The 25,789-nt window shown below is 39.2% G+C and carries 27 protein-coding genes; 16 read left to right on the forward strand and 11 right to left on the reverse strand.

Annotated features, from left to right (window positions below; all coding sequences use genetic code 11):
• The first annotated feature begins 3 nt into the window (after positions 1-3).
• A complete protein-coding gene (locus tag B3E00_RS03600) occupies positions 4-555 on the forward strand; it encodes a YceI family protein (protein WP_293885399.1) in 552 nt (183 codons plus the stop codon).
• Between the two features lie 19 nt (positions 556-574).
• Positions 575-1,504, forward strand: coding sequence for a DUF5777 family beta-barrel protein (locus tag B3E00_RS03605; protein WP_293887667.1), 930 nt, complete (start codon positions 575-577; stop codon positions 1,502-1,504).
• A gap of 172 nt (positions 1,505-1,676) precedes the next feature.
• On the opposite strand, the gene B3E00_RS03610 is transcribed toward B3E00_RS03605, so the two are convergent.
• Both B3E00_RS03610 and B3E00_RS03615 read right to left on the reverse strand, forming a co-directional pair.
• A complete protein-coding gene (locus B3E00_RS03610; protein WP_209576504.1) occupies positions 1,677-1,862 on the reverse strand; it encodes a CsbD family protein in 186 nt (61 codons plus the stop codon).
• Positions 1,863-1,974: 112 nt separating this feature from the next.
• Complete coding sequence (locus B3E00_RS03615) at positions 1,975-2,370, reverse strand: hypothetical protein (protein ID WP_209576506.1); 396 nt, start codon at positions 2,368-2,370, stop codon at positions 1,975-1,977.
• A gap of 326 nt (positions 2,371-2,696) precedes the next feature.
• On the opposite strand from B3E00_RS03615, the gene B3E00_RS03620 reads away from it, so the two are divergent.
• The 5 genes from B3E00_RS03620 to B3E00_RS03640 all read left to right on the forward strand — a co-directional run bounded on the left by B3E00_RS03620 (position 2,697) and on the right by B3E00_RS03640 (position 9,936).
• Complete coding sequence (locus B3E00_RS03620) at positions 2,697-3,227, forward strand: sigma-70 family RNA polymerase sigma factor (RefSeq protein ID WP_293885394.1); 531 nt, start codon at positions 2,697-2,699, stop codon at positions 3,225-3,227.
• Positions 3,228-3,269: 42 nt separating this feature from the next.
• Positions 3,270-4,295 (forward strand): FecR family protein, encoded by a 1,026-nt coding sequence (locus tag B3E00_RS03625; RefSeq protein WP_293936975.1) that lies wholly within the window; start codon positions 3,270-3,272, stop codon positions 4,293-4,295.
• Between the two features lie 25 nt (positions 4,296-4,320).
• The gene (locus B3E00_RS03630) at positions 4,321-7,677 is read left to right on the forward strand and encodes a SusC/RagA family TonB-linked outer membrane protein (protein ID WP_293936977.1); all 3,357 of its coding nucleotides are present in this window, start codon (positions 4,321-4,323) and stop codon (positions 7,675-7,677) included.
• A 10-nt stretch (positions 7,678-7,687) separates the two neighbouring features.
• Positions 7,688-9,187, forward strand: a complete 1,500-nt coding sequence (locus tag B3E00_RS03635) for a SusD/RagB family nutrient-binding outer membrane lipoprotein (RefSeq protein WP_293936979.1) — start codon at positions 7,688-7,690, stop codon at positions 9,185-9,187.
• Between the two features lie 200 nt (positions 9,188-9,387).
• The gene (locus B3E00_RS03640) at positions 9,388-9,936 is read left to right on the forward strand and encodes a GNAT family N-acetyltransferase (RefSeq protein WP_293936981.1); all 549 of its coding nucleotides are present in this window, start codon (positions 9,388-9,390) and stop codon (positions 9,934-9,936) included.
• A gap of 13 nt (positions 9,937-9,949) precedes the next feature.
• On the opposite strand, the gene B3E00_RS03645 is transcribed toward B3E00_RS03640, so the two are convergent.
• Positions 9,950-10,807, reverse strand: coding sequence for an alpha/beta hydrolase (locus B3E00_RS03645; protein WP_293936983.1), 858 nt, complete (start codon positions 10,805-10,807; stop codon positions 9,950-9,952).
• A 184-nt stretch (positions 10,808-10,991) separates the two neighbouring features.
• Between B3E00_RS03645 and B3E00_RS03650 the strand changes: the two genes are divergently transcribed.
• The 3 genes from B3E00_RS03650 to B3E00_RS03660 all read left to right on the forward strand — a co-directional run bounded on the left by B3E00_RS03650 (position 10,992) and on the right by B3E00_RS03660 (position 14,069).
• A complete protein-coding gene (locus B3E00_RS03650) occupies positions 10,992-12,014 on the forward strand; it encodes an LLM class flavin-dependent oxidoreductase (protein WP_293936986.1) in 1,023 nt (340 codons plus the stop codon).
• 13 nt (positions 12,015-12,027) lie between these two features.
• Positions 12,028-13,119 (forward strand): NAD(P)-binding domain-containing protein, encoded by a 1,092-nt coding sequence (locus tag B3E00_RS03655; protein WP_293936989.1) that lies wholly within the window; start codon positions 12,028-12,030, stop codon positions 13,117-13,119.
• Between the two features lie 446 nt (positions 13,120-13,565).
• Positions 13,566-14,069: a hypothetical protein gene (locus B3E00_RS03660; protein WP_293885379.1), complete on the forward strand. Its 504-nt coding sequence runs from the start codon at positions 13,566-13,568 to the stop codon at positions 14,067-14,069.
• A gap of 341 nt (positions 14,070-14,410) precedes the next feature.
• Here B3E00_RS03660 and B3E00_RS03665 read toward each other — a convergent pair whose 3' ends face one another.
• Entirely contained in the window at positions 14,411-15,217 is an 807-nt protein-coding gene (locus B3E00_RS03665; protein WP_209576526.1) for a hypothetical protein, read from the reverse strand.
• 335 nt (positions 15,218-15,552) lie between these two features.
• Here B3E00_RS03665 and B3E00_RS03670 point away from each other — a divergent pair, with 335 nt between their 5' ends.
• Positions 15,553-15,993, forward strand: a complete 441-nt coding sequence (locus B3E00_RS03670; protein WP_209576528.1) for a hypothetical protein — start codon at positions 15,553-15,555, stop codon at positions 15,991-15,993.
• Between the two features lie 119 nt (positions 15,994-16,112).
• Here the strand turns inward: B3E00_RS03670 and B3E00_RS03675 are convergent, their stop codons facing one another.
• Both B3E00_RS03675 and B3E00_RS03680 read right to left on the reverse strand, forming a co-directional pair.
• A complete protein-coding gene (locus B3E00_RS03675; RefSeq protein WP_293936993.1) occupies positions 16,113-16,475 on the reverse strand; it encodes a hypothetical protein in 363 nt (120 codons plus the stop codon).
• Entirely contained in the window at positions 16,462-16,956 is a 495-nt protein-coding gene (locus B3E00_RS03680; protein WP_293936995.1) for an N-acetylmuramoyl-L-alanine amidase, read from the reverse strand. Before B3E00_RS03680 ends, B3E00_RS03675 begins: the two co-directional genes overlap by 14 nt.
• Before the next feature lie 665 nt (positions 16,957-17,621).
• Between B3E00_RS03680 and B3E00_RS03685 the strand changes: the two genes are divergently transcribed.
• The 3 genes from B3E00_RS03685 to nudK all read left to right on the forward strand — a co-directional run bounded on the left by B3E00_RS03685 (position 17,622) and on the right by nudK (position 20,645).
• Positions 17,622-18,572, forward strand: coding sequence for an SIR2 family protein (locus B3E00_RS03685; protein ID WP_293936998.1), 951 nt, complete (start codon positions 17,622-17,624; stop codon positions 18,570-18,572).
• 146 nt (positions 18,573-18,718) lie between these two features.
• Positions 18,719-19,948, forward strand: a complete 1,230-nt coding sequence (locus B3E00_RS03690) for a hypothetical protein (protein WP_293937000.1) — start codon at positions 18,719-18,721, stop codon at positions 19,946-19,948.
• A 115-nt stretch (positions 19,949-20,063) separates the two neighbouring features.
• Entirely contained in the window at positions 20,064-20,645 is a 582-nt protein-coding gene (nudK, locus tag B3E00_RS03695) for a GDP-mannose pyrophosphatase NudK (protein WP_293937002.1), read from the forward strand.
• A gap of 193 nt (positions 20,646-20,838) precedes the next feature.
• On the opposite strand, the gene B3E00_RS03700 is transcribed toward nudK, so the two are convergent.
• From B3E00_RS03700 to B3E00_RS03715, 4 genes are read right to left on the reverse strand one after another with little or no spacing between them, the layout of a single operon-like run.
• The gene (locus tag B3E00_RS03700) at positions 20,839-21,270 is read right to left on the reverse strand and encodes a MarR family winged helix-turn-helix transcriptional regulator (RefSeq protein ID WP_209576537.1); all 432 of its coding nucleotides are present in this window, start codon (positions 21,268-21,270) and stop codon (positions 20,839-20,841) included.
• Positions 21,271-21,317: 47 nt separating this feature from the next.
• On the reverse strand, positions 21,318-21,953 hold the full coding sequence (locus tag B3E00_RS03705) for a nitroreductase family protein (RefSeq protein WP_293937004.1): 636 nt from the start codon (positions 21,951-21,953) through the stop codon (positions 21,318-21,320).
• A 12-nt stretch (positions 21,954-21,965) separates the two neighbouring features.
• Positions 21,966-22,334: a DUF1304 domain-containing protein gene (locus B3E00_RS03710; RefSeq protein WP_293937007.1), complete on the reverse strand. Its 369-nt coding sequence runs from the start codon at positions 22,332-22,334 to the stop codon at positions 21,966-21,968.
• Positions 22,335-22,337: 3 nt separating this feature from the next.
• Complete coding sequence (locus B3E00_RS03715) at positions 22,338-22,763, reverse strand: organic hydroperoxide resistance protein (RefSeq protein ID WP_293937010.1); 426 nt, start codon at positions 22,761-22,763, stop codon at positions 22,338-22,340.
• A gap of 318 nt (positions 22,764-23,081) precedes the next feature.
• On the opposite strand from B3E00_RS03715, the gene B3E00_RS03720 reads away from it, so the two are divergent.
• Together B3E00_RS03720 and B3E00_RS03725 are read left to right on the forward strand one after the other, a co-directional pair.
• Positions 23,082-23,648 (forward strand): Crp/Fnr family transcriptional regulator, encoded by a 567-nt coding sequence (locus tag B3E00_RS03720; protein WP_293937012.1) that lies wholly within the window; start codon positions 23,082-23,084, stop codon positions 23,646-23,648.
• A gap of 58 nt (positions 23,649-23,706) precedes the next feature.
• Positions 23,707-24,288, forward strand: a complete 582-nt coding sequence (locus B3E00_RS03725) for an NAD(P)H-dependent oxidoreductase (protein WP_293937015.1) — start codon at positions 23,707-23,709, stop codon at positions 24,286-24,288.
• 84 nt (positions 24,289-24,372) lie between these two features.
• Here B3E00_RS03725 and B3E00_RS03730 read toward each other — a convergent pair whose 3' ends face one another.
• Positions 24,373-25,608 carry a porin gene (locus B3E00_RS03730; protein ID WP_293937018.1) on the reverse strand — a complete coding sequence of 412 codons (1,236 nt, stop codon included), beginning with the start codon at positions 25,606-25,608 and terminating at the stop codon, positions 24,373-24,375.
• Between the last annotated feature and the right edge of the window lie 181 nt (positions 25,609-25,789).

The raw sequence follows: 25,789 nt of genomic DNA on the forward strand, positions 1-25,789 counted from the left end.
AATATGAAAAAAATTAACATTTACATGGTGCTCTTCATGATGCTTATCAGCGTGGGGACATTTGCTCAACAAAAGACCTACCTTGTTTCAAAAGAAAACAGCATTACCTTTTTTAGTAGCGCCCCTTTAGAGAACATTGAAGCTAAAAGTACATTAGGAGCTTCGGCTATAAACCTTCAAACCGGAGAAATCATTTTTAGAGTAAAAAATACATCTTTTCAATTTGACAAAAAGCTGATGCAGGAGCATTTCAATGAAAACTACATGGAAAGTGACAAATATCCCCTATCAGAATTTAAAGGCAAAGTCGAAAATGCGGACAAATTAACAAAAGACGGTAATTATACGCTCAACGTAACAGGAACACTTCAGGTTCATGGAGTTACCAAATCGTACAGCACAAAGGTCGAGTGTACCGTAAAAAATGGAACGATAAGGGCTATTTCAAATTTTCAAGTAAGACTTGCAGATCACAAAATAACAATTCCATCGATCGTTGGAAAAAAGATTGCTGAAGTCGTCAAAATAACCATTGATGCGACCTACAAACCCTAAAAATTCGAATGCATTTCAAATGAAAAAAACGCTACTTATACTCTTGTGCTTAACTTCTGCAACATCATATGCCCAGGAAGACCTAGAGAAATTGATTCATATCGATACACCGAAAAATGAAAAAGTCACAGCAACCTTTAAATCCGGCAACCTGATCAATCTTAAAACTACAGAGACTATTCATCGAAATGAAATGGACTTTCGAGTAGATCACCGTTTTGGTGATATCGCGGGCAGTGCAGGCGGTGGGAAAAATTTCTTTGGTCTGGATAATTCTACAGACATCCGTATAGGATTTGATTATGGACTCTTAGATAATCTAAATATCGGAATTGCCCGCGCGAAAGGCGCGACAGAAGTTAGACAACTCTTTGAGGGCAATCTAAAATACCGATTTATCGACCAAACAGTAGATAATAGTGTCCCTATTTCCGTAGCTCTTTTTGCAAGCACTACCCTATCTGCAATGGAGGCAAGTACAGATAAAGCTTCGGCTGCAAGCTTTGATACCTTCAGTGACCGATTAAGTTATGTAACGCAACTCATTATTGCTCGAAAATTCAGTTCAAATCTATCGCTCGTTTTGGTACCGTCCTATCTTCACCGCAACTATACCGCACATAATGATCAAAATGATTTGTTTGCACTTGGAATTGGTGGACGGGCGAAAGTCAGTAATCGGGTCGCGTTAGTGGCGGACTATACATTACCTTTCCGAAAATCATCAAATAAAAAATACCGTGAAGATCTAAGTGGGCAGCGTTATTATAATGCCTTAGGGATAGGTATTGAAATGGATACTGGTGGACATATATTCCATCTAAATTTCACAAATGCGACGGCAATTCAAGAATCTCAGTTTATCAGCGAAACAAATAGCTCCTGGGCTAAGGGACAATTCCGCTGGGGATTCAGCATCGCGAGACGTTTCAACTTCAATAAAAAATGACAGTTAAAAACCTGAATTAAAGATCATTAAAGACAATAATACGCTCGGTAAATTAAAAATTCAAAAGCTAAAAAACAGATAAGCATCTACCTTTTCTAATGAGCACATTGAAAAAAAATTCCCCAACAGGTTTTATACCTGTGGGGAATTTTACTATTACACAATATTAACTCTACAAGTCATTTAACCAAGTATTAACCTCGTCTTGTGTTTTTCCGGTCTTCTTTTGAAGTTTACCGACTAACTCGTCTTCTTTGCCTTCTGCGTACATCAGATCATCATCTGTAAGGTCTGCATATTGTTGTTTTACCTTGCCTTTGATCTCATTCCAACGGCCTTTCCATGTTAAATCACTCATAATTATTCTCCTTTCATTAGTTATTAATAGAACAGTATTAATCAAATAATCGTTTTAAAAATTTATTTTTAAAGTCGTAATCGTTATACCAGCACTTTTTATCCTGGTATTATTATTTTCGGTTACAATTAGCGGTCCAAGCCTTTCCGTCTTTTGTGTAGCCAATTGTTAATTTTCCAGCATCAATACGAATAACTCCTGTACCTGCCGAACCAATATTGATTAAGACATTATCCTTTCTCTCAAAATCTACTCCATTAAGATTAGGAATACCATTTCCGAAAGCAAAATTATAAGTATCGCCAGCTTTTGTTACCGTAACTGTCCCTTCCGCAGCTGCAACATCATTATCATTGTTGTTTAAATCATCAAAAGAGATTGTACCTTCGTATTTTCCAATAAAAAGATCATTGTCTGCCGGATCATCATCTTTGCTACATGCCGTAAAACCTACTAATACCGTAAAAATAAGCATACCTAGTCCCAGTGTTTGAATTAATTTTTTCATACGTCAAATGTGTTAATGTAAATATTCTATTTTATTATAGCGGGGTAAAATTCAAACTTTATGCCAGTCCAATTTCACTTCATAAACATCCGTATCAAATTACTAAGAAGAGGTATAAATACCTTATTAGGGTATTTATACCAACTACCAAGACGATTTTAGCTGGCTTAACATCTTAATAACTGATTGTATGAGATCGGATTTTGTGACTTTCAGGGTATAATCAGTTTTCAGTTCTGAAGCATAAGAACGTAGGCAAAATATTGCTGAAAAAACTTGGAGCGAAAGCCCTTTATCGCTAAATTCATTTATCCCAAGCCTACACTATGGAAATCAGTTATACGATTAATGTCCGAAGATTTGAAGATTACTTTGACTTATGGAGTTCCAAAGTTTATCAATATGCACTTCATAAAACCAAATCATCTTATCTGGCCGAAGAAACTGTACAGCGTGTATTTATCAAACTCTGGAAAAATATGAGTGACAAAAATATCGATGCCACCATAGAATCCCAGATTTTCTGTATCACCCGAACAGTGGTGATCGATCTGGTCAAGGCAGAATATAACCGAAAGAAACTTCTGGATCACGATCAGACATTTGTCTTACGCCATAGCCCCCAGGATGATTTTTATGCCAAACAACTTACATCAACCCTCCATAAAATTGTCGATAAATTACCAAAGAAACGCAAGGAGATTTTTATGTTAAGTAGATTTTCCAATCTTTCGCATAAGGAAATTGCAGAAAAAATGGCCATATCGACGAAAACCGTAGAAAATCAACTAACGCTAGCCCTAAAAACCATTCGGAAGGCTTTACTGTTCTGCATGCTGATGCAAATTATTTTTTAGCTTCTTTGGGGGATAACTCATTTTGGATCGTAATCTTATTAGATGAAGATTACAAAAGAATTGATCGACAATTACCTAAGCGGTAAAGCCAATGCGGAAGAAATTTCGGCCATAGAAAACGCGCTAGCTAATAACGAGTTTTATTGGGAGGATCTTATGCCGGAGACGGAATGGCAAGAATATGAGGTGGATTCGGATTTTAAAAACCAAAAAGAAATAAAAGCGCATATTTTCAAACAAGTAGCGCAAAAAGCCAAGTATCGTTTCAATTGGTTAAAATATGCTGCCATTATTATCTTCGTTGGAATCGGAGCTTGGATAGGATTTACCCAGATAGATCCTCCGAAACCTCATACCACCTATCTTAGTTCCAAAAAAATTGAAGCATCTCCGCAGGAGAAACCCGACAATTTGTATTATATCAATTCAGGTAATACTGTTCAACACATTGAAGTTCCAGATGGATCTACGATCGAACTATTCCCCAATTCTGAAGTGAAATTTAGTTCCGATTTCGCGGACACTACTTCACGCGACATCCAATTGAAAGGTAAAGCCAGATTTACCGTAGCAAAAAATAAGGCAAAGCCATTTCGCGTTCATACGGCAGATTTGACAACAACCGCGCTTGGCACTGTTTTCAGTGTAGAAGAAGGTGTTAGCGCGATTACAAAAATAAAACTCTATGAAGGCCGTATTGAAGTCAAAAACAATACAAGTTCCGGAAATAAAAAACCCTTAAACCTGCATTTTTTACCCAATGAAGAAATCAGCATTGACCGCAAGCAGCAACAGATCGTTGCCGAAACCCGAATCAATGCTTCTCAATCCAGCAAAAGGGGATCATATCTAAAAACAAGTGGACAACTGATCTTTAAAAACCTCCCTTTGCACGCTGTACTTCATATCATCAGTCATAATTATGCGGTTAAACTAAACTTTGAACCTAAAGATATACAAGATAAATACTATAGTGGAACGTATAAAAATACGGCATCCGCATACCTCAACATGCTAGCTGATATCCAAGCACTTCATAGGATAACCATTCATGTACAAACCGAATAAAATTCACTCAATTAACCCACAAATTATGCACAATTATTTACCTTCCAAGCATAGTATACTGACTATGCTACTGTTGAGATCCAACATTCGAGCCGACGTAAACTGGGCATTACGTCTAGGCCTCATGGGGCTTTTGTCAACAAGCTATTTTCTTGCTGACGCCCAACAAAATGCGACCATTAACGGAGTAATCAAAGATGAAACAGGAAAGCCCATCCCCTCGGCGACGGTTACCATACGTAATGCGACGAGCGGATTGACAAAAACAACAAGCAGCAGACCAGACGGAACCTTTTCGCTCGACCAGATTCCCGCTGGACAGGGCTACCAAATCAGCGTATCTTCCATTGGTTTTAAGAGCAAAGAACTGGTGGATTACACCATTACGGACAGGGACAAACTAGCGATCAAAATCAGTTTGGAATCGAGCGCGCAAAATCTACAGGAAGTTGTCGTCACCGCGCTTGGTATCAAACGCGAAAAAAAAGCACTTGGTTATACAGTCGCTGAACTCAAAGGCGACGAGCTGACGCAGGGTAAGGAAACCAATGTAGCAAATGCCTTATCGGGTAAAGTTGCCGGCGTACAGGTGAGCCGCGCCGCATCCGGTGCCGGGGGTTCGTCCAAGGTCGTGATCCGGGGTAACAACTCCCTTATCGGTAATAGCCAGCCCCTGTATGTGGTGGATGGAGTACCGATAGACAACCAAAATATTTCGTCTCCAAATCAGTCAGGGGGAACAGATTATGGTGACGGAATTGGAAACATTAATCCCGAAGATATCGAAACGATGTCGGTATTGAAAGGCCCAAATGCGGCCGCACTTTATGGACAAAGAGGAAGTAATGGTGTTATTTTGATCACAACCAAATCGGGCAAAGCCGGAAAAACCCGATTTAACTATGGGACAGATTTTTCATTAGGTAATGGGTTAGTTTTACCTGATTTTCAAAATGTCTACGGCCAGGGACTGAACGGAACATTTACACATTTTAGAAAAGATGACGGCACCATTGTCTCCATGAGTGAAGCGCTGAAAAATGGTTACAGTGGTATACCTAAAATGAGTGCCGGACGTGATCGTACAACGCGAGCAAGCTGGGGAGCGAAGATGGAAGGCCAGACTTATGAAGACGCTTATGGCAACATCTTACAGTTAACACCAAAGCCAGATACCTACTCATCTTTTTTTCAAACGGAGAAACAGTTTACCAACAACCTTAGTATCGACGGCGGAACAGACAAAGTCAACTATCGCTTCTCGTTCGCTAATACCGATGTGAAAGGATACATTCCTACAAATACGCTCAAAAGAAACAATTTTGGTCTGCGCACCCAAGCCAAAATAACCGACAAATTTCATATCGACATCAAGGCGAACTATATCGCCCAAAAGGGGCAAAACCGGCCAACACTGGCTGATGCGGCAGACAATCCGGCCTACCTATTTATCAGCCAGCCGCGAAGCCTAGGCAACGACATCCTGGCACAGTATAAATGGACCGCACAGGAGATCAGTAGACAACTCGGATTTTCGGGATTGACGGAAGGATTGGAAAAAACATATGCCACCAATAGTTCCACAGCAAATCCGTTCTGGACCATTCATGAAAATCACAATGAAGATCGCCGCGATCGCATTATTGGCTTGCTCCGTCTGAGTTACGACTTTGCCTCTTGGCTAAAGGTAACAGCGACTGGAGGTACCGATTTCTATACTGATCAAAGGTTTCGCTACCGTCCAATCAATACCTACCAAAGCTTAAACCGAAAGGGAGATATTCGAGAAGAAGTCATCAGAGCCCGCGAAGACAATTTTGATATCCTAGCAAGTTCCAACTTTAAGTTGACCGACGATATTAAACTCAGTGCCAACTTAGGTGCCAGTCACCAAAATAGATATTTACGTATGACAGGAAATTCAGGGAATCAGTTTATTGTACCCAACCTCTTTGTCATCAACAACACCACCACAAACAGTTACATATTTGACTTGATCCAGTCCAAGATTAATTCGGCTTATCTATCGGGTCAATTCAGTTACAAAGACTATTGGTTTGTTGATTTCTCTGCCCGTAACGACTGGTCTTCGACCCTGTCAAAGGAAAACAATTCGTTTTTCTACCCGAGTGTAAGTTCCAGTTTAGTTCTCTCGGATGCCTTCAAATGGCAATCTGACGCACTGTCTTTCGCCAAAATCAGAGCTTCATGGGCACAGGCAGGAAGTTCAGGAAACCCCTATCAATTGACAGGAGCATACAGTCTCAACCAATACACCCACGGCGGTGTACCAATGGCTTCGTATACAGAAATCATACCGGATCCAAATCTGAAAAACGAATTGACTACATCAATCGAAGCTGGAGCAGATCTGCGATTTCTGAAAAACAGACTTTCGTTCTCCTTCACCTACTATCAGGCCAAAACAAAGAATCAGATTCTGGACGTACCAATCGCCCCTTCCAGTCTCTATGTAAAAAACAGGATCAACGCAGGGGAAATTAGCAACAGAGGTATTGAATTTGTCTTGGGAGCAACACCAATCAAAAGCGAATCGGGTTTTGAATGGAATACCACCTTCAATTACAACCGCAACCGAAATAAAGTAGAATCACTCTATCCGGGGGTAGAAAGCTTCTTGCTTGCTACAGACCGCGGGATAAATGTGGTTGCGGAGGTCGGAAAACCATTTGGCCAGCTCATTGGGACACAATTTGCGTGGATCAAAGATGATCAGGGAAATAGGTTGATTGACCCGATCACTGGGCTCCCCTTACGCACAGCTGGACGTGTAGAAACCGATCTTGGAAATGCACAACCCGATTGGTTGGGAGGTTTTGCCAATACAGTTAAATATAAAGGTTTCAACCTCTACGCGCTTGTCGATATCCGTCAGGGCGGTGTGATCTTCTCCCAGTCGAACCGCGAACAGATTATCTATGGGACTTCAACGAAGACCCTAGAAGGACGAGATGGAACTTACGTTGCGGCAGGGATGCTCGGCCAAAAAGATGGGGCAGGAAACTGGACAAGTACCGGAACACAAAACAGTAAGCAAGTTGCCGCACAAGATTACTGGAACATGGTAGCCAGTGATAAAGAAGTCATGGTCTCTGAAGAAATGATCAATGATATGAGCTATGTCGCCATGCGCGAGATCAGTCTTTCTTATTCTTTCCCTAAAAAGCTGATGCCACATAAACTTGTTAATTCCCTAAAATTAGGCGTCTATGGCCGAAACCTATTTTATTTTCAACGGAAAACTGATGGATTTTCACCAGAAGCCTCTGCCTTCAATGTTAACAACAGCTCCATCGGTATTGAATCAACTTCACTTCCTATGATGCGCACATTCGGTATTAACCTCACAGTTGGTCTGTAAACCCTTTATTATGAAAACGAAACTATTTAAAAATACATTCATCTTCGGACTTATTTCTGTAGCAGGACTAGGAGCCTGTACCAAAGATTTCGAACGAATCAATACGCCTCCCACATCTGTCACCACTGTAGATCCATCTTTACTCATAGCACGTATCCTACGTGATGGCACTTTTCAGGAATCTGGGGAACTACCCAACAACAAGTTTGGCTCTTGGATCCAACATTGGGCTGGAGGTCCGGTAGTGCCTGTTTCTCGATATTTTGAAGGACCCGAAAATCTGATCTGGTCGCAGCACTACACCTTACTTCGCAACATCGTTCAGATCAAACAGGAATTGAGCGGCAAGGAAGACAATGCAGCAGGAAGAAGTAAGCTGGCTATTGCCGAACTTTACGAAGCATATCTCTATCAGCGCCTTACTGACTTGTTTGGGGACATCCCTTACTCCGAGATCACACAATCCAATAAGGAAATCAATCGCACGCCCAAATTTGACAAACAAGAAGAGATCTATCCGGCACTCATTCAAAAGGTCGATGCAGCTATGGCAAGGCTGACCAGCGGCGACCTGTCTTACGGCTCCTCAGATTTCTTTTACAAAGGCAGCATTGACAAATGGAAAAAATTTGGCAATTCACTCAAACTAAAGCTCGGCATGCGCATGCGGTACGCCAATCCTTCTTTGGCCCAGAAAACGGTTACCGAAGCCATGACTTCTGCTATCGGTCTATTCTCCAGCAACAGTGATAATGCCGCAGTACCGACCTACAACGATGCTCAGGCTGAAAACCAGAACCCGATTTTACGTCAAATGACTACCGGAAGTGCCGATCTACGTTATTTGGCGAATACTCTGGTTGACAAACTCAAAGAATACAATGATCCAAGGCTTCGTTTACTTGCAGAGCCTGTCAATTTCAATGGTACAGCAACATACCAGGGTATTGGCGTTGCGTTAACGGATAATCAGTTGTCACAATTGATTCGTGCCAACTATTCCACAGCCAATAAATCAACGTGGTTTAGTCTCACCTTTGCACCGATCCCAAGCTATGCCTTTACGTATTCGGATATCTGTTTTTACAAAGCTGAAGCTGCGCTGCTGGGCTGGGGAGCTACACCTGCAAATGCACAAGCATTTTTTACAGAAGGTGTCAAAGCTGCGCTGGCATTACCGCCATATAATATTTCGTCTATTCCTTTAGCATACGAATCTGTGATCAATTTAAGTGGTTTGACAGACGAACAGAAAATGGAAAAAATAGCGACGCAAAAATGGATTCACCTTTTTGGCAGGGACATGGAAGCTTTCGCGGAATGGCGACGTACCGGATACCCCAGCTTAACCCCTGGCCCAAATCCAGGTTCAACCAACGGACAGATACCACGCAGGGCAATATACTCCAGTGAAGAGGCTGAGTTGAACGCAACACATGTAAAGGAAGCGGCAGCCAGAATGACGAATGGAGATTCTTTCTTGTCTAAAGTTTGGTGGGACAAAAAATAATACAAATATATCAATGGGGCTGCCCAATTGGACAGCCCCTCTCGTTACCGATTTAAAGCATAGGTAGTACAGCAGTTTTTTAGATAAATTTTCAAAACGATAGACTTAGTTCTTTACACAATGATTATATTATGTTTGCACCGAAATAACGACATTATTAAATAAACATAATCCATCAATACACTGTAAGACTCAATATAATGATTAATTTAAAACCCCTTATTCAGCAAGACGTATCACCATTTTATGAATGGATCAATGATGACATTTCGATAAAATATTCACTTTCTGTATTCCAATCCATGCACTCAAAGGATCAGATCGATGCTTGGTTTTTAACTGTTGTCAATGATCTAAAAAATTTTAATCGTGGAATTTTCTTAAACGGGGATACAAATAAATTGATTGGATATGCTGGCATTTGTAATATTTCAAAGCCAAACAGATCCGGAGAATATTTTATTTTCATCGGAGATCGTCAACATTGGGGTAAAGGGATAGGATCTCAAGTTACCAAATTACTTCTCGCTATTGGATTTGAAACATTAGGACTTAATAGAATTATGCTTACCGTATCCGAGCCAAATTATGCAGCGATTAAAGCGTATGAAAACGCTGGATTTAAAATGGAGGGGAGGATGCGCAAAGCCTGCTTTCGGGATAACCAATTTCACGATAAGCTATTGATGTCAATTTTAAAGGATGAATGGTTTGATCGAAGAGACCTAATAAAAAATGAAGATAATTAATATAGTTTGTCTGCTACTTGGAATAGTAGGTCTTTGGATACAACTTCTTAAAAGCATTGTAGACGGCTTGATGTATCACTGTAGAATGCAATTCATCGGGCATATAATCAAACACAAAATCAATCTTTTCTTCGCTCCTCAGTACGTCAGATAATGCTAGGGCCTCATTATACATGCTAATGTCCTCTTCTTTGTTCGGCACGCCAAGGTAAACCCTTACATTTTTTTTCAAATTATGTTGCAAAAGCTTTTTTGAATTTTTCAATAAAACCTCCTCTCCCCACCATAAACTTGGGCTTATAATAATATAATCATCAAATAGTTCGGGGTGCTTTAATAAAATTTCTGTAGAAAAAAGTCCTGCCAGTGACTCCCCTATTAACGTCTGCTTTCCATTCGTACGATAATTACGAGTGAGGTAAGGTATCAATTCATTTTTTAAGAATGCTATATATTTTTCAGAACCGCCGTACGAAGAAAAGCTCGCTTTCTGAAAACCCTCCCGCTCTATAAAATCAGTATTTTCGACAGGGAAGGTAAAGTCTCTCCTTCTTTTATTTCCTCCTATTCCAACAACAATACTTTGAGGAAATCTATCGATCCAAGGTTGCGTCACGAAACGTACAATCCCGGAGATATGAAAAAAATCTTCATCTATACCACCATCGAGCACATATACAATCGGATATCGGACAGAATCATTTGGGTTATAATTATCAGGAAGATAGATATTGATCGTTCGATCTTCACTCAAAACCTTTGAATGCAATATTTCTGACTTACCGATCGATAATAGCGTCGCTTTTTGTGCAAAACAAGTTGAATAATAAATAAAGATAAAGAAGAAAACAAGTATTCTATTTGCTACCATATTGGATACATTTCGCTTAGAAACAATACAATTGAATAATATACAAAATTACTATTTTTAGTATATAGCTCATTTGCCAATTCGATAAAAACGATATATTATTGACACCGCCCGGACAATACACATGACACAAATAACCACAACATTTGTTAAATTTGATAGACATCATATTCCAGTGTGTTTTATGAAAAAAATAGGTTTTTTATCGTTTGGACATTGGTCCAAACATCCCGCATATAGTACGCAGACAGCAAGTGACACCTTGCTGCAATCGATAGATTTAGCTGTAGCTGCAGAGGAAATAGGCATAGATGGAGCTTATTTTCGCGTACACCATTTTGCAAATCAGCTGGCATCCCCGTTTCCTTTACTCGCGGCCATTGGAGCCAAAACCTCTAACATTGAAATCGGCACTGGTGTAATCGACATGCGCTATGAAAATCCGCTTTATATGGTGGAAGATGCCGGCGCTGCAGATTTAATTGCTGGAGGCAGATTGCAGCTGGGAATCAGCAGAGGTTCCCCAGAGCAAGTAATTGATGGCTGGCGCTATTTTGGTTACAACCTAGGCGAAGATGAAACCGACGCTGATATGGGAAGGAAGAAAGCTTTGGCGTTTTTGGAAAAACTTAACGGCATCGGTTTTGCCGAGCCAAATCCCTATCCGATGTTCCCAAACCCACCGGGCCTACTCAGGCTTGAACCCTATTCAGATGGCTTAAGGGATCGTGTGTGGTGGGGAGCAGCGTCCAATTCAACAGCCGTATGGGCTGCGTATAATAAAATGCACCTTCAAAGCTCTACCTTGAAATATGATGAAAATGGTAAGCCTTTTCATATTCAGCAGGCCGAACAAATCCGCTTATACAAAGAGGCGTGGAAGGAAGCTGGACATGCCGGCGAGCCCCGGGTATCCGTTAGCAGATCCATCTTTGCGTTGGTCAACGATTTGGATCGCTACTATTTCGGGCAGGCGGCGGATAAAAAAGATAAGATAGGAATGATCGAAACAGACCGGCGGGCGATTTTTGGAAGAAGCTATGCGGCCGAGCCAGATCAACTTATAAAGGAACTAGCGCAAGATGAAGCCATCCAAGAAGCCGACACATTACTCTTAACCATTCCAAATACGTTAGGAGTAGACTATAACATTCATATCCTTTCGGCTATTTTGAAATATGTCGCGCCTGAACTCGGCTGGCGTTAACTTTTCTGAACTCATGATAAAGAATATTCGGTACAAAACAAAAATTGCTGTAATAGGTGCGGGACAAGCTGGGCTTTCCGCTGCATATCATTTAAAAAGAATGGGACTGACAATCGGGAAAGACTTTATTATCTTAGATGAAGCCCCTAGCCCAGGTGGGGCCTGGCAATTCCGTTGGGATTCGCTCACCTTAAGCACTATTAATAAAATACACGATTTGCCTGGTATGTCGTTCGAAGAAACGCTATCCACAAGCGACACGGAGGTCCAAGCAAACACTGCCGTCCCCCATTATTTTGAGCTTTATGAGAAGAAATTTGCGCTTAAGGTATATCGGCCAGTTAAAGTAGACAAAGTCTATGCACACCATAATCGTTTTCACATCGACACAAATAACGAGCTTTTCTCAGCTCTAGGCATTATAAACGCTACAGGTACATGGGAAAACCCATACATTCCGGACTATCCCGGCGCAGCTTTATTTCAGGGAGAACAACTTCATACAAAGGATTTTAAAACTGCAGACTATTTTATGATTGTTGTTGGAGGCGGCATTTCTGCCATTCAATTACTGGACCAAATCTCCCAAATAACGACAACGACCTGGGTTACACGTCGACCACCTTTGTTCAGAGAAGGACCTTTCGATGATATGGCAGGTCATCATGCTGTTGCGATGGTGGAAGAGCGTGTAAGGCAAGGACTACCGCCTTTGTCTGTAGTGGCGGTGACAGGCCTTCCCTATACTAGTGAAATTCAAAAGATGGAACAGCGTGGAGTTCTTAAACGTTTTCCGATGTTTAAGGAAATAACAGAAAAGGGAATCAAATGGGACAACGGAATAGAGCAAAAAGCAGATGTAATTCTTTGGAATACGGGCTTCAAAAGCTCATTGAGCCATCTCGATGCCGTTCTGCCAAAAGAAGTCCAAGGCGGAATCCAAATGACAGGCAGACTCGCTACCATGGTAGCCAAAGAGCCCAGAATTCACCTCGTGGGTTATGGCCCATCAGCATCCACTATTGGCGCAAACCGAGCCGGAAGTGCCGCGGCCAGAGAATTGCTAAGTACGCTTTTAAACGTCGGGCACAGTCCAAATATATAGAGAGACAACAAACTAAACTGGCAGATCAATGCAGAGCGCAGTAATGGGATAGCAAGCTAGCATTTAATCAAAGTTATTCACCACGGTAACAAATCCTCAAAATATTAATTGTCAACAGCTAACTAAACCAAAAAACCCTATAGACTTTCTATAAGGACTAACCATCAATCGATTTGTACACATACCTTCATTTTCAAACGAAAAATAATTATGTGAATGCGAATTTAAATTCATTCCTTACGAATTTAAATCTACCTTAAGATATATTTATCCATGCATTACTTTTATACAAAATAATAAAGAGAACCCTACTGAATGAAAGCTAAAGCTAGGAGGAATGGAGTGGACAATATTGAATCATCAAACCTTCCTACATCATATATATAGTGCTATTCAGTATGGCTAAGCGGACTAATAACAATGTATTCAATTAATAGATTTTTATCATGAAAACAAAACATTTATTTTCAGCATTATTGTTAACATCTTGTAGCTTAACACTATTTACATCTTGTAATGGCGACTCTGTCGATACGGTAAAAGCTATTGAATCTAACTACGACAACCAAGACAAGACCATTGCGTTAGTTGGAGAATTTGATGCACCGTCTTTCACCTTTTCATCTGGCAAATCGAAAACGATGGAAATGAATTTTGTTGTTAAATCTCATGCTTTCAGTTCAGAAAAATTTACAGTAATCAATGTGATTTTACCTGTTGGCACAGAAAAGAATAGTGTGTTATTTGATATCCCTGCGGACCAAAAAAATTATACGCTCAAGAACTTCTATGTATTTGACGACAATGGAGAGAAAATCAATCTAGATTCGCATACAACATTTAAAATGAAAGGTACAGTACGTTACAGCGAATTAGAGAAGCCAGAAAATGAGCGAGAAAAGGACAACTTTAATTATAAAATAACCGACGTTAGTTTTGTCAAAAATTAAAAATGATAGCCGCTATAATCCAAAAGATAAGCTCATTTTATCAATCGAAAACATAAGCAACCTAAACTTAATAACGGTCTTCTATTTGAATTGAACGCTACGGGCAGGCTTGAATAATGAGCAACCTATATCCTTGCTATGCTAACGGTCTATCCGGATGCATGTATATATACTAGAAGCGCCAAAATAGCACACAGCAACATGACCGTAGACGTTCAATTTAAGATCAAATATAGAAATTAAAACTAACATAATTAGCTTTAATTTCTATATTTTTTAGCAATGAAATATAAAACGTCCATCCACCTTAAAATCCAAAAAATACCTTAAAACTAATGCACTTATAAAGAGCGACTAATATCTACAACGTTGAAAATTTGGTCAACGTCATCCAAACTTACATCAAAATCAGGATATCTTTTTTTATCCGAGTTAAGTGATCTAAGCGTAAGAATTCCGTTGTTTACATTGTGATGAGCGATTTCTTTTATAATAACACCCTCAAACTTATGCACTATTACCCAATAACGATATTTATGTGTATGAAATTTGGATTGCCATAACTCTGGCTTTATCAAACGCCCCGTAACAATATCGCCATCCAATACACTTGCATCCGTACCATCGGTCATACTGTCACCACTAACTTGAAAAGAACGATAAGCTCCCTTATGAAACTCATTGACTGTAATAAAATGGGCAGGTAAGTCGTCCATATATTCGGGATCGGAAAAGCCCGATAAATAACCGGCTTTCGCTTTCTCAGTAACAAGTTTTGTCTGCATCAAATATCTTCCAGGGGAAACTTCAAAAAATATATTGTTCTTGTTTTCATCGATAAACTTAATATCGTCCGAAAAGTACCCTATTGATTTTCCATTTCCCACACTGACCATCGCCATAGTGTCAGACTGAACTGGAGCGACAGTCGCTAGCCTATCCCCTTTTCCATACAACAGCCAGTCATATTGAACATGCGGAAAAGCCTTCTGAATTCGTGTTTTCATCGTAAGCCCAATAGGATACTCACCTTTTTTAATACGCGAATAGACCTGCTCGCGGACACCTAATAACGACGCAAATTCACGGTTTGTGACACGCATTTCCAGGCGCAAAACTTCAAAATTATTATTTGAATAAGTCTCCATAGTTGATACTGTACTTAAGAAATGTTACACAAAAACATAACATTCTGACACAAAGTTACACAACTTATCAAACCTAAACAAACAGAACAATTAAAAAAAATAAAAACAATTGATTATAAGACTATTAGAACTAAACAAATAAGTTTATTATTTTTCAATAACATGAAAATTTATCAAAAAAAAACACCTAATGATTAACAATTTAGTTTAACTTTGTTTAACAAATAAATTGATTAGCGGCTAATATACAGATGTTAATAAGCCGCGCAAATAAAATAAGATTTTAAGAACAGAGGCAACACTATATTTAACACGTAAAAAATAGCTCACAACACATGAACACATTATATTATTCATTTATGATGAGTTTCTTAAAGGAAAACCATCCCGAAATACTAAAATCCATTGATAAGATTTATGAACCTGATCTTTCTAAAATCAGTAAAGTGATAGACTGCTATTGCAAATTCGCAGGCATCCCAATTCAACAAATCATGGGAGAATATATCAATTATAGCGATATTCAGCATCGTTACAAAGCTATAGCGGTTGTTTTACGCATTTTTCAACCTGAAAAATTAACTAATCTAAAAACAAAGGTTAAAAGCACCATTTATAAAGAATTAGGACCGTGTTTGAAAATAAATAATGACATTTTACAGAAATCCATCATCTGCGCATGCAACCAATTTGATCTTTACCGGGACTTCAAAATGGAGATCAAGCAGATTGCCAATTATTACCTTATTGATGCGCGTTTCAATAAAGACTATTGATTTATTTCACGTCCATCTTAAACTTATTGATAAAATTCGTCTTCTTCTTATTGAACCATATAGATAGTCCTTGATAAAAAATACTCAAGGACTATTCTTTGGATGTAGATTCAAACAACTTATTCATTGCCTGTACTAAGTTTTGCTTTTTTGATCTGCTTTAATTCCATTTGTAACTTATTGTAAAGTATCATGAGGTCATCATATTTTTTTTGCAAATCGGCTAATGTCCTTATGCACGCCATACGTTCATCATTTGCTAGACGTAGCGCTTCATTAAGATCTTCAATAATCGCGCGAAGTTGCTCAATATCCTTCGCTAATCTATTCGAATATCCTTCCCATTTCTCGATCACCTTTCCAGCATTTTCAACATTTGTAGCTTCCACTTGAGCTTGCTCTTTGGGCTTTCCGACGAAATATCCTCCAACAGCAGTAGCCACGGGTATAATCAACTTTTCCAAAATTTCAAGTAAGTCCATTCCAATCCCCTTTTATTAATGATTTAAATTTCTCCCAGGGAAACTGTCGCCCTGGATCCTCTTTTCTTCCGGGAGCGATATCTGAATGCCCCAAAATATCCCGAATCGGATAGTGACCGATAAGTGCCTGACACACTTCAAGCGCAATACTGATTTGCTTTTCGGTATAGATTTCATGACCTTTATTCTGTAACTCTATACCTATACTATAGGTATTCAACCCCTTTAGCCCCGCCCATGTACTAGAACCTGCATGCCAGCATCTGACATTAAACGGGGCCATTTGGGTTACAACACCAGTACGACTTATATGCAGATGCGCAGACACTTTACTTCGCGAATCTGTCAACCAGTCTATAGCACTAGTCGAGTTGGGCGCACCATCATAATGCATGATGATATAAACAGGTTTGATAATACCACCTTTATTGGGCGTATCTCTATATGAAACACCTAACAGCTTGTTTTCTTTAATTTCCATAGCTTTTATCCTTATTAATTAGTTCTTTTATGTTTGTATTTAGATTACTCCGAGCTTTCATAAGCATCGAATCAAATGTGATCAATGAAAGCATTTTAGCTTTCTCTACACTACAAATTTAAAGGCAGTCAGCTATTAAAACACGGAATAACAGATTAATGTAGTCGGTACGTTGCACTTACCGACTATTTTGGAAAAACACCGTAACAATAAATGGTGTGTGCTAATAACGATCACATTGTTAAAGTCTCATACCGGAGTGTAATCTGGCCATCAAACATTTCCTTCTCTCCTTTGTTATTTGTTTGTTATAGCATAGGATGAGTTATACCGTTAAGGCTAGGAAGTTGGTTCGCCTAGCCTTTTTTGATAATTATAAGCAGAATAACGCCAGTGCCCGCTAATTATATTCAGTTAATATTCCATAACCCATATCGTGCTAATTAAAGCATGACTATCGGTGAAAGCATTATGCAAGAAAGCTCACCTAAAAACACTAGCGGACAATATTCTTGCATTTAATGAATATAAACATGTCAAGATCTCCAGATTAAGAGCCAACAAGATCCGCACTAAAAAAAACGTACACTATATTCCTTCAGGATTTAATTTATTATTTTAGTATTGGATTGACCTGTATGCTACAGGTGATCAAATAACAAATTATGCGATTATTAGGCATCGTCTTCAAGGTTATACGTGGATGGCGCTTGATTTATATAATGATGAATAAGTTTACTTTACTCGTTGGGAATGACATCAATAATATCTCACCCGGAATCAGCTGGAGCGATTTATTAACTAATATTAAAGAGAAATATAAGGTCAGTTCATTAGAAAATGGACTCAAACCCTTCCCCATGTTATATGAGGAAATATTCCTTGGCGCAATCAAAAAGCAGCACATTAACGAGAGGGAACTTAAAAGTTATATCTCCGATTGTGTTTCGCAGATCAAGCAAAACGAAATACACCAGTTAATTCGGGAGATACCAATCGAAAACATCATAACCACAAATTATGATTTTAGTTTAGAAGGTCAAATCAGCACACGTAATACTGGTTTAATCCGCGAAACAACCTACAGCATCTTTCGCAGGCATGAAAGTGAGCATAAAACCTATTGGCATATTCATGGTGACTGTCTAAATCCCTCTTCCATTAATCTCGGTTATGAGCATTATTGTGGTCAATTGCAAAAAATGAGGGATTATGTCGTTAATGGAACAAATTACAGTTCAGAAACTGTCTACAAAGATTCCTTGATGAAAAGGTTGAATCAGAAAAAAGGAACCAAGCTACAATCGTGGATTGATCTATTTTTTACGCAAGATATCCACATCTTTGGTCTCTCTCTAGATCTTGTGGAAATCGATCTTTGGTGGCTATTAACGTATCGTGCACGTAATAAGTATTATAAACGGAGTAGCTTTATTAAAAATCAATTATTTTATTATACATCAAAAAAATGGTATTCGCTTTCCAAGGATAAGATGCAGTTACTTCAGGCACATGATGTCGAGATTATTGTAATTGACGAAGCCGATAAGACTAAATATTATAAAAAAGTATTAGCAGCAGTGAGAAAAAGATACGAGCTTTCCAGTAGAGAATAACAAACAATAGAAACATAGAATAATATTTTCAGATTGATTTTGAGAAATAAAAAAAATAAATCACTTTTGCTTTTAGTTCCTGCAATTTAAAGGAACCGTAAGGCCATAACATCTTAACCGTCGATATTTATTTTTAAGAACTCTCTATGTCGTTTCAAAGAATTGCCTATTTCTTTTTGGGCCTAACATTATTTGTTAGTTGTAAGAGAGATATTCACCCAGGTATTGTACCGCCCGATCCTGAGATCACAGAAAGAGATAAACTACCAGTCCCAGCAGATTTTACAACTGATATTGCTAGTATAAAAATTAGTGCAATTGCCAATGCAAATGAACCTGGTGAAGAGCGACCATCTTTGGTACGCGATATTTCTGGAAATAACGCGAGTTATTGCCATCCCGATGTGGAGTATTTTCCAAAGGGTTTCAACGGATACAAATATTGGATGGTATTCACGCCTTATTTCGGAATCATAGGCTCAGACAGAACAGCCTCACTTTACGAAAACCCGACTATAGTTGCATCCAACGACGGAAAAGAATGGATTACACCAGCTGGGATGATCAATCCTATTCAACGCCGACCACCATTAGAGGAGTCTTTCATCCAAAAAGATGGTAGTCCAAATCAAGGCTATTGGTCTGATGTTGATTGGAATTTCAACGGAAAGGAATTTGAGCTCTATTATAGGGGATGCTTTTTCTCCAGCAAAATTCTGAAAAGATGGGGCGCAAAAAGCGACAATAATAATAGGAAATTAAACGAAGAAGCTGAACGTGTTATTGTAAGGCAAACATCGAAAAATGGGATTGACTGGACTCCCCTGGAACTCGTTTATAATAGTAATGAACCCGCAGCCTTTCAAGACAACCACATCCTATCTCCAACCTTTGTAAAAAATTCCGCCAATGTAACAACAAGCTACGAAGTAGATTTCATGCCGAGTTATAAAACTCCTATTATAACGAATATCCTATCGCGTGTTTCTACAAATGGATTAGACTTTACCACTTATCGGAATAGCAAAAAGATTGAATTTATCAACAAACCTTGGCTCGAGTTTAGTAAGGGATATTCAACTTGGCATTTACAAGGCTCTTATATCGATGGATATTATTTCTTATGTCTGGCAATCGGAAATGTAGACCGATTCACCTCAGATATGAATTACCTAGCATATTCAAAGGATGGCATACACTTTCGGGTCTTTGAAAAACCTTTAGCTTCCGCTAATGTATACCGCTCTTCTGTATTCCCAAAGATAGCTTCCTCAAAAAATATTGAGTTCGGTGCCGTTATTGGCTACAAGTCTGGTGCATTTGGCTATCGTGAGTTCACGATCGATAAAAAGGTATTGGAAAATGGTCTCAAATAAAGTCCATTAAATAGCGCCATAGAAACCAACGAAAGATATCAAAGCATCTTTGGTTTTCCCTACTTCATACGGATTGCAATCTTTATTTTTACTATTTGACTTTAACACACTAAAAATGGCAATAAAAGATATTGAAATTATAAAAACCGAGATATTATCAGATAATTGGTACACGCTAAAGAAAGTAACCTATCAATACAGCAAACCCGACGGTACAGTACAGCAACAAAGTAGGGAAGCTTATGACCGTGGTAATGGCGCGGTTATTCTGCTTTATAACATCAGTTCCCAGACCGTAATATTGACCAGACAATTTCGAATACCAACTTACATCAATGGCAACGAATCGGGTATGCTGATAGAAGCATGCGCAGGATTACTTGACCAAGATTCACCGCAAGATTGCATCCGTAGAGAAACAGAAGAAGAAACGGGCTACCAGATCAAGGAAGCACAAAAGATATTTGAGGCCTACATGTCCCCCGGGTCAGTAACCGAGATATTGCATTTTTTTATAGCAGAGTATACAACCAACATGAAAGTTAGCGATGGAGGGGGACTGGAGGAAGAAGAAGAGCATATAGAGATCCTTGAAATTAAAATTCAGGATGCTTTACATATGATTGATACAGGAGAAATCAAAGATGGAAAAACTATTATGTTGCTGCAATATATTAAACTGAAAAATATCTTGTAGGCATACAACAGGTTTATAGCCATTTCAAGCAAAATAGCCAATTTCAGCAAAAATAAACTTGGAGCACTCGAAATCTGTGGTAGTTGCCACATAGTAAGGACTTCCATTTTCAAGTACGCTTTAAAGTAAAATAAGCAAGAACAGAACGAAATTATATCTCGTCCAGTCCTTGCTTATTCCATATGAAAAACTCCTAGCGTTTACCCGAATTATTTACGATTTTATCAGCTAATGACTTGAGCTGGACCATATCATCATACTCAAGGTTTAACGTTTGAAAAATCTGCATAGGAATGCAACTCGCTTTTTCTTTCAGCAGCAATCCTTGCTTCGTTAGTTTGATTTTTACCACCCGCTCATCAGATTTGCTTCGTGTCCGGGTGAGCAAGGCTTTGGCCTCGAGACGTTTCAACAGTGGTGTAAGTGTTCCATTATCTAAAAATAGCTTACTTCCTAATTGATTTACCGTTTGCTCATCATTTTCCCATAATGCCATCATGGTGATATATTGTGGGTAGGTCAAGTCGATCTCTTCAAGAATAGCTCGGTATTGCTGCATAATTTCCCTATGCAGCACGTAAACTGAAAAGCAAAGCTGTTTATCTAATTTTAATAAGTCGTCCATCCTACAAAGATATCGAGTTTTCAAGTGATTGAGCGAGCAGCGCCCATCTATTTATATTCAACGACAAAATCCGCTTTGGATACTCTAACTTTTTTCATCGTTGAGATCCAATCTCGGGAGGAGTCTGCTACACCGACATACATTAATGATACACTTTTTAAACCGAGCTTTTCCAGTTCCAATACTTCATCCACCATATGATTATCAAAGCCTTCCGCAGGAGTAGAATCGACGCGAAGTTCAGCCGCTTGGGCTAGCGCCAAGCCTAAAGCAATATAAGTTTGTCTTGCTGTATGCGCAAAATTTCTTTCGGCAGCTTCATTTAGATAAATCGACTTTAACTTATCGGTGTACGAACCAAAGCGTCCTCGAGGTAGATCGCGTTCGTCTGTTGTATAATCATACACCTGATCGATACGCTCAGCGGTATAACGATCCCATGCAGCGAAAATCAAAACGTGCGAACATTCCCGCATACACTCTGGATTTAGTGCTCCCTTAGCCAACTCCTCTTTTAATGCCTGGTTCTCAACGACAAGCACTTTAAATGGTTGCAGGCCTGAAGACGTAGGGGCTAAACGAGCAGCTTCCACAATCTTATCGATATCTTCCTGACTAACTTTTTTTTCAGGGTCATACGCCTTTACAGCATGACGCCATTTTAAATCTTCTATTAATGACATATAATTATATATTTATTTGGAGAGAATAACAGCTAATATCGCCAACAATGCTGGCAGCCCCTGTACAATGAATATCTTTTTGCTCGATGTAATTGCGCCAAAAATTCCAGCCACAAGAACACATCCTAGAAAAAACAGTCGTACATTTTCACTCCATACCGGATCAGTGATAAAAAACGACCAGGCCAAGCCTGCAACCAAAAAACCATTATACAAGCCTTGATTTGCAGCAAGCCCCTTAGTAGGTTTGAAGAGCTCAGCCGGAAGGGCTTTTCCGAAACTGCGTTTTCCAGCCGTTTCCCAAGCAAACATTTCCATCCATACAATGTACACATGTTCTAAAAGTACAAGTGCTGTAAGCACATTGGCCAAATTGTTCATCTATTATTCGTTAGTTGATACTGTCAATTTAACTTCTATATTCCCTCTGGTTGCATTTGAATAAGGACAGACTTGATGCGCCTTTTCAATCAATTCCTGTGCAACTTCAACGCTCACACCAGGAATATTTGCATGTAGTTCAGCAGCGAGACCGAAACCACCATTTTCCTGTTGTCCTATACTGACATGAGCAGTTACAGATGTCTCTCCTGTTTTAACCTTTTCTGATCTGATCACCAAATTCAAAGCACTATCAAAGCATGCCGCATACCCTGCTGCGAAAAGCATTTCCGGATTAGCATAATCGTCATTGGCCCCGCCAAGACCTTTAGGCATACGAACAGCTAAGTCCAATACACCATTTTCACTTTTTACCTGACCGTTTCGTCCGCCTTTTGCTGTCGCACCGATGTTATATAACGTTTTCATATTTTAATTTGTTTTAATTTGACCATACAAATGTACATTAAGAAATTATATTGTGCAAAATATAATATTGTAATTTACATTGAAATGAGAATCATTATCAATGGAACTACCACCTGAATTGAAAAACAATTTTAGGTAATAAACGTTATAATTTGAATCTTACAAGGATCCAGTTGCATCTTTCCTTTCTATCCAGAAGACAAGATAGCGATGGCACGCATTGAGGTGTCCGGTGGAATGAATATTTAATATCTAGGTTTCGCAACAAAACTCAATCTGTTTTGCATAAAGACAGTAATTTCGCTAAGTTTGAAATCCATGATAGCAACATATTTCCGCTCTATTGGTCTCTTTGAGGAAGAAGAGATCAATCAAATTGTCGATCTTTTCGAATACAGAAAGTTGAATAAAAACGACTTTTTCATTAAAGAAAATCAGCGCTGTCGTGAGGTTGCATTCATACAGTCAGGGATTTTCCGCTCCTTTTATAGTAGCGTCAATAAAGAGGATATTACGTATTGTTTCCGCTTTCCGAATACTTGGATAGCGGCCTACTCCTCGTTCATTACGGGCGGACCAAGTGTAGAGAGCATGCAAGCGATTACGCCTGTTGAACTATGGGTGATCAAAAAAAATATCATTAACAAACTTGCTACAAACAACCTAAAATGGACAACGTACCTTAAAATGATTGCTGAAGAACAATATCTTGAGCTCGAAAAACGTGTGTTTCAACTGCAAAAAGAAACCGCATCACAACGTTATGCCAATTTACTTAAAGATCATCCTGAATTTATCCAACAACTTCCTTTACACTATCTTGCTTCTTATTTAGGCATTACACAACGCCATTTAAGTCGTATTCGCAGCGAAATTTCTTTTTAGACATTTGTCCTATAACAACGGTATTCGTATGACTATTTTTGTGCTATAATACAAGGTCATGAACAAAAAAATACTCATCATCAATGGACACCCAAATCGGGAGTCTTTCAATTTTGCCATTGCAAATGCTTATCAAAAAGGTGCAGAAGCGTCCGGAGCGGTTATACGAACGATCCATATCGTCGACCTAGACTTCAATCCAAATCTTCAATTTGGTTATCGCAAACGGACTGAACTTGAACAAGACCTACAGCTTGCCTGGGAAGACATCCTATGGGCCGATCATCTAGTCTGGGTACATCCCGTTTGGTGGGGTGGGCTCCCCGCCATTATGAAGGGATTTATTGATCGACTCTTTTTACCTGGGATGGCATTTCAATACCGTGAAAACTCGCTTTTTTGGGACAAATTATTAAAAGGTAAATCCGCTCGAATCATTACTACACTTGATCAGCCGAGTTGGTATTACACGCTGATATATGGTAGTCCCAGCGTTAATCAACTAAAAAAATCAACATTGCAATTTTGTGGAATATCACCCGTAAAAGTCACCTACATAGGCATTATCAAAACTTCGGATTCAATTCAGCGTGACAAATGGCTACATAAAGTGCAGCAGCTCGGTTACAGGCAGGCATAAAATCAATCCGATGATTTCGCCGAATCTTAAAAGATAGGGTGGTGATTAATTTTTATCCAACCGCACGTTCGGATCCATTTCAGCTTACCAACGGTACTGCATTCTAGCCGTAAATACATCATCTTTAAGATCTGCTGAAAAGTTTGGCAGACTTGTCGCTTCATTGGTGACATGTTCATTATAGACCGTAAACTTGAGTCTATTGCTAAATTGATAAGCGAGTCCATAGCCAAGTGTACTAAACTTGACATCACCATCAGCCGTAAAATTACCGGCCATGCCAATCGTCGAACCACTTGCTTTGGTATTTGGGTCATATACATCGTATGCAACCATTGCAGTAAATCCTGTACACCCAATTTCCTGTGTTAACCAAAGGTAGTAACCGTTGAATTTACGTTGATAAAGGTCGGTTGTCGGTTGTGCTGTAAAACTTCTACTTGCATAAGGGCCTTTGATATCTACACCACCTGCAACGCCGGGCTGATCTCCAGCAACATATTCTGTTTTAAAACTAGACTTACCGAAGCTGTTATCAAGCTCGAGTTGTAAGTTTGCGCCATAATAATTTCTACCGATGGCTTTACCCTCATTTTCTTCGCTGGTATGCGCACTATATCCATTATTGTTCGCCGTATAGTAAGTTTTGGTATCGTTACGGACAGATCCCTTATAAAACGAACCACCGAATCCAAGATGGATTTTTTTATTCGCAAGACTATCGAATTTAAAAGCTAGATTACCGATCAGATCTTTTTTTGAATCATAATCTTTAGCGGAATGCCCACTGCCATTAACCAATGCTAAATCGAGGTTCAGAAATTTAGCTTTACCTCCCGGATGGTAGCTAACCATCCCCCCTAGGTCACGTTCTCGAGGCATCAACGTTTGAAATACCCGTGCTCTTTCAGGGAAATCCCGATATCCTGAAGAATATACGATGGAGTATCCAAAAGGTCTATTAAAAAGACCAGCAGTCAAACTCAGGCCTTTCTGGCTAGGGTGTCGTAACTGGATAAATGCATCCATTAGCTGTACCCCATCCTGGGTTGCATCCAACTGGAATACAATACTGGAGTAAGTGTCTACACGGTCAATTTTAAGACGCCCCCTGCGGATCATAAACCTATTGTCCGAATTCTTTGAAAAATCACCTCCCGAAAAGGAAGTTATTCCGGGGGACTGCGCCTTTTGAAACTGTGTCTGAAGGTATCCCGTGATTTTGATATCATGTGGGTCGTAGCTAGAAGGCGCATTATTATTTTGCGCAAGCGCTGCAACAGGACTTATTAGAGCTAAGAGTAAAAGTGCTTTTTTCATGAGAATTTTAAATAAATTGTCTTTTCGCTTGTGATGACACGATACGAATAGAATCATTTTTCCTTCTTCTACCACATCATCTTTTTAATGGCGTAAAAATAGATTCCCAATATTAAGTTAATATTAATAAATTGTTAGTCTATTAATTTATATACATAAAATTAATGATTTGGTAATAAAC

It is taken from the genome of Sphingobacterium sp. UBA5996 (assembly GCF_002429765.1).
GTDB lineage: Bacteria > Bacteroidota > Bacteroidia > Sphingobacteriales > Sphingobacteriaceae > Sphingobacterium.

Excerpts from the sequence above, each read along its gene's own strand:
- B3E00_RS03600 (WP_293885399.1), top strand. The coding sequence starts at position 4 with ATGAAAAAAATTAACATTTACATGGTGCTCTTCATGATGCTTATCAGC.
- B3E00_RS03605 (WP_293887667.1), top strand. The coding sequence starts at position 575 with ATGAAAAAAACGCTACTTATACTCTTGTGCTTAACTTCTGCAACATCA.
- B3E00_RS03610 (WP_209576504.1), bottom strand. The coding sequence starts at position 1,862 with ATGAGTGATTTAACATGGAAAGGCCGTTGGAATGAGATCAAAGGCAAG.
- B3E00_RS03615 (WP_209576506.1), bottom strand. The coding sequence starts at position 2,370 with ATGAAAAAATTAATTCAAACACTGGGACTAGGTATGCTTATTTTTACG.
- B3E00_RS03620 (WP_293885394.1), top strand. The coding sequence starts at position 2,697 with ATGGAAATCAGTTATACGATTAATGTCCGAAGATTTGAAGATTACTTT.
- B3E00_RS03625 (WP_293936975.1), top strand. The coding sequence starts at position 3,270 with ATGAAGATTACAAAAGAATTGATCGACAATTACCTAAGCGGTAAAGCC.
- B3E00_RS03630 (WP_293936977.1), top strand. The coding sequence starts at position 4,321 with ATGCACAATTATTTACCTTCCAAGCATAGTATACTGACTATGCTACTG.
- B3E00_RS03635 (WP_293936979.1), top strand. The coding sequence starts at position 7,688 with ATGAAAACGAAACTATTTAAAAATACATTCATCTTCGGACTTATTTCT.
- B3E00_RS03640 (WP_293936981.1), top strand. The coding sequence starts at position 9,388 with ATGATTAATTTAAAACCCCTTATTCAGCAAGACGTATCACCATTTTAT.
- B3E00_RS03645 (WP_293936983.1), bottom strand. The coding sequence starts at position 10,807 with ATGGTAGCAAATAGAATACTTGTTTTCTTCTTTATCTTTATTTATTAT.
- B3E00_RS03650 (WP_293936986.1), top strand. The coding sequence starts at position 10,992 with ATGAAAAAAATAGGTTTTTTATCGTTTGGACATTGGTCCAAACATCCC.
- B3E00_RS03655 (WP_293936989.1), top strand. The coding sequence starts at position 12,028 with ATGATAAAGAATATTCGGTACAAAACAAAAATTGCTGTAATAGGTGCG.
- B3E00_RS03660 (WP_293885379.1), top strand. The coding sequence starts at position 13,566 with ATGAAAACAAAACATTTATTTTCAGCATTATTGTTAACATCTTGTAGC.
- B3E00_RS03665 (WP_209576526.1), bottom strand. The coding sequence starts at position 15,217 with ATGGAGACTTATTCAAATAATAATTTTGAAGTTTTGCGCCTGGAAATG.
- B3E00_RS03670 (WP_209576528.1), top strand. The coding sequence starts at position 15,553 with ATGAACACATTATATTATTCATTTATGATGAGTTTCTTAAAGGAAAAC.
- B3E00_RS03675 (WP_293936993.1), bottom strand. The coding sequence starts at position 16,475 with ATGGACTTACTTGAAATTTTGGAAAAGTTGATTATACCCGTGGCTACT.
- B3E00_RS03680 (WP_293936995.1), bottom strand. The coding sequence starts at position 16,956 with ATGGAAATTAAAGAAAACAAGCTGTTAGGTGTTTCATATAGAGATACG.
- B3E00_RS03685 (WP_293936998.1), top strand. The coding sequence starts at position 17,622 with ATGCGATTATTAGGCATCGTCTTCAAGGTTATACGTGGATGGCGCTTG.
- B3E00_RS03690 (WP_293937000.1), top strand. The coding sequence starts at position 18,719 with ATGTCGTTTCAAAGAATTGCCTATTTCTTTTTGGGCCTAACATTATTT.
- nudK (WP_293937002.1), top strand. The coding sequence starts at position 20,064 with ATGGCAATAAAAGATATTGAAATTATAAAAACCGAGATATTATCAGAT.
- B3E00_RS03700 (WP_209576537.1), bottom strand. The coding sequence starts at position 21,270 with ATGGACGACTTATTAAAATTAGATAAACAGCTTTGCTTTTCAGTTTAC.
- B3E00_RS03705 (WP_293937004.1), bottom strand. The coding sequence starts at position 21,953 with ATGTCATTAATAGAAGATTTAAAATGGCGTCATGCTGTAAAGGCGTAT.
- B3E00_RS03710 (WP_293937007.1), bottom strand. The coding sequence starts at position 22,334 with ATGAACAATTTGGCCAATGTGCTTACAGCACTTGTACTTTTAGAACAT.
- B3E00_RS03715 (WP_293937010.1), bottom strand. The coding sequence starts at position 22,763 with ATGAAAACGTTATATAACATCGGTGCGACAGCAAAAGGCGGACGAAAC.
- B3E00_RS03720 (WP_293937012.1), top strand. The coding sequence starts at position 23,082 with ATGATAGCAACATATTTCCGCTCTATTGGTCTCTTTGAGGAAGAAGAG.
- B3E00_RS03725 (WP_293937015.1), top strand. The coding sequence starts at position 23,707 with ATGAACAAAAAAATACTCATCATCAATGGACACCCAAATCGGGAGTCT.
- B3E00_RS03730 (WP_293937018.1), bottom strand. The coding sequence starts at position 25,608 with ATGAAAAAAGCACTTTTACTCTTAGCTCTAATAAGTCCTGTTGCAGCG.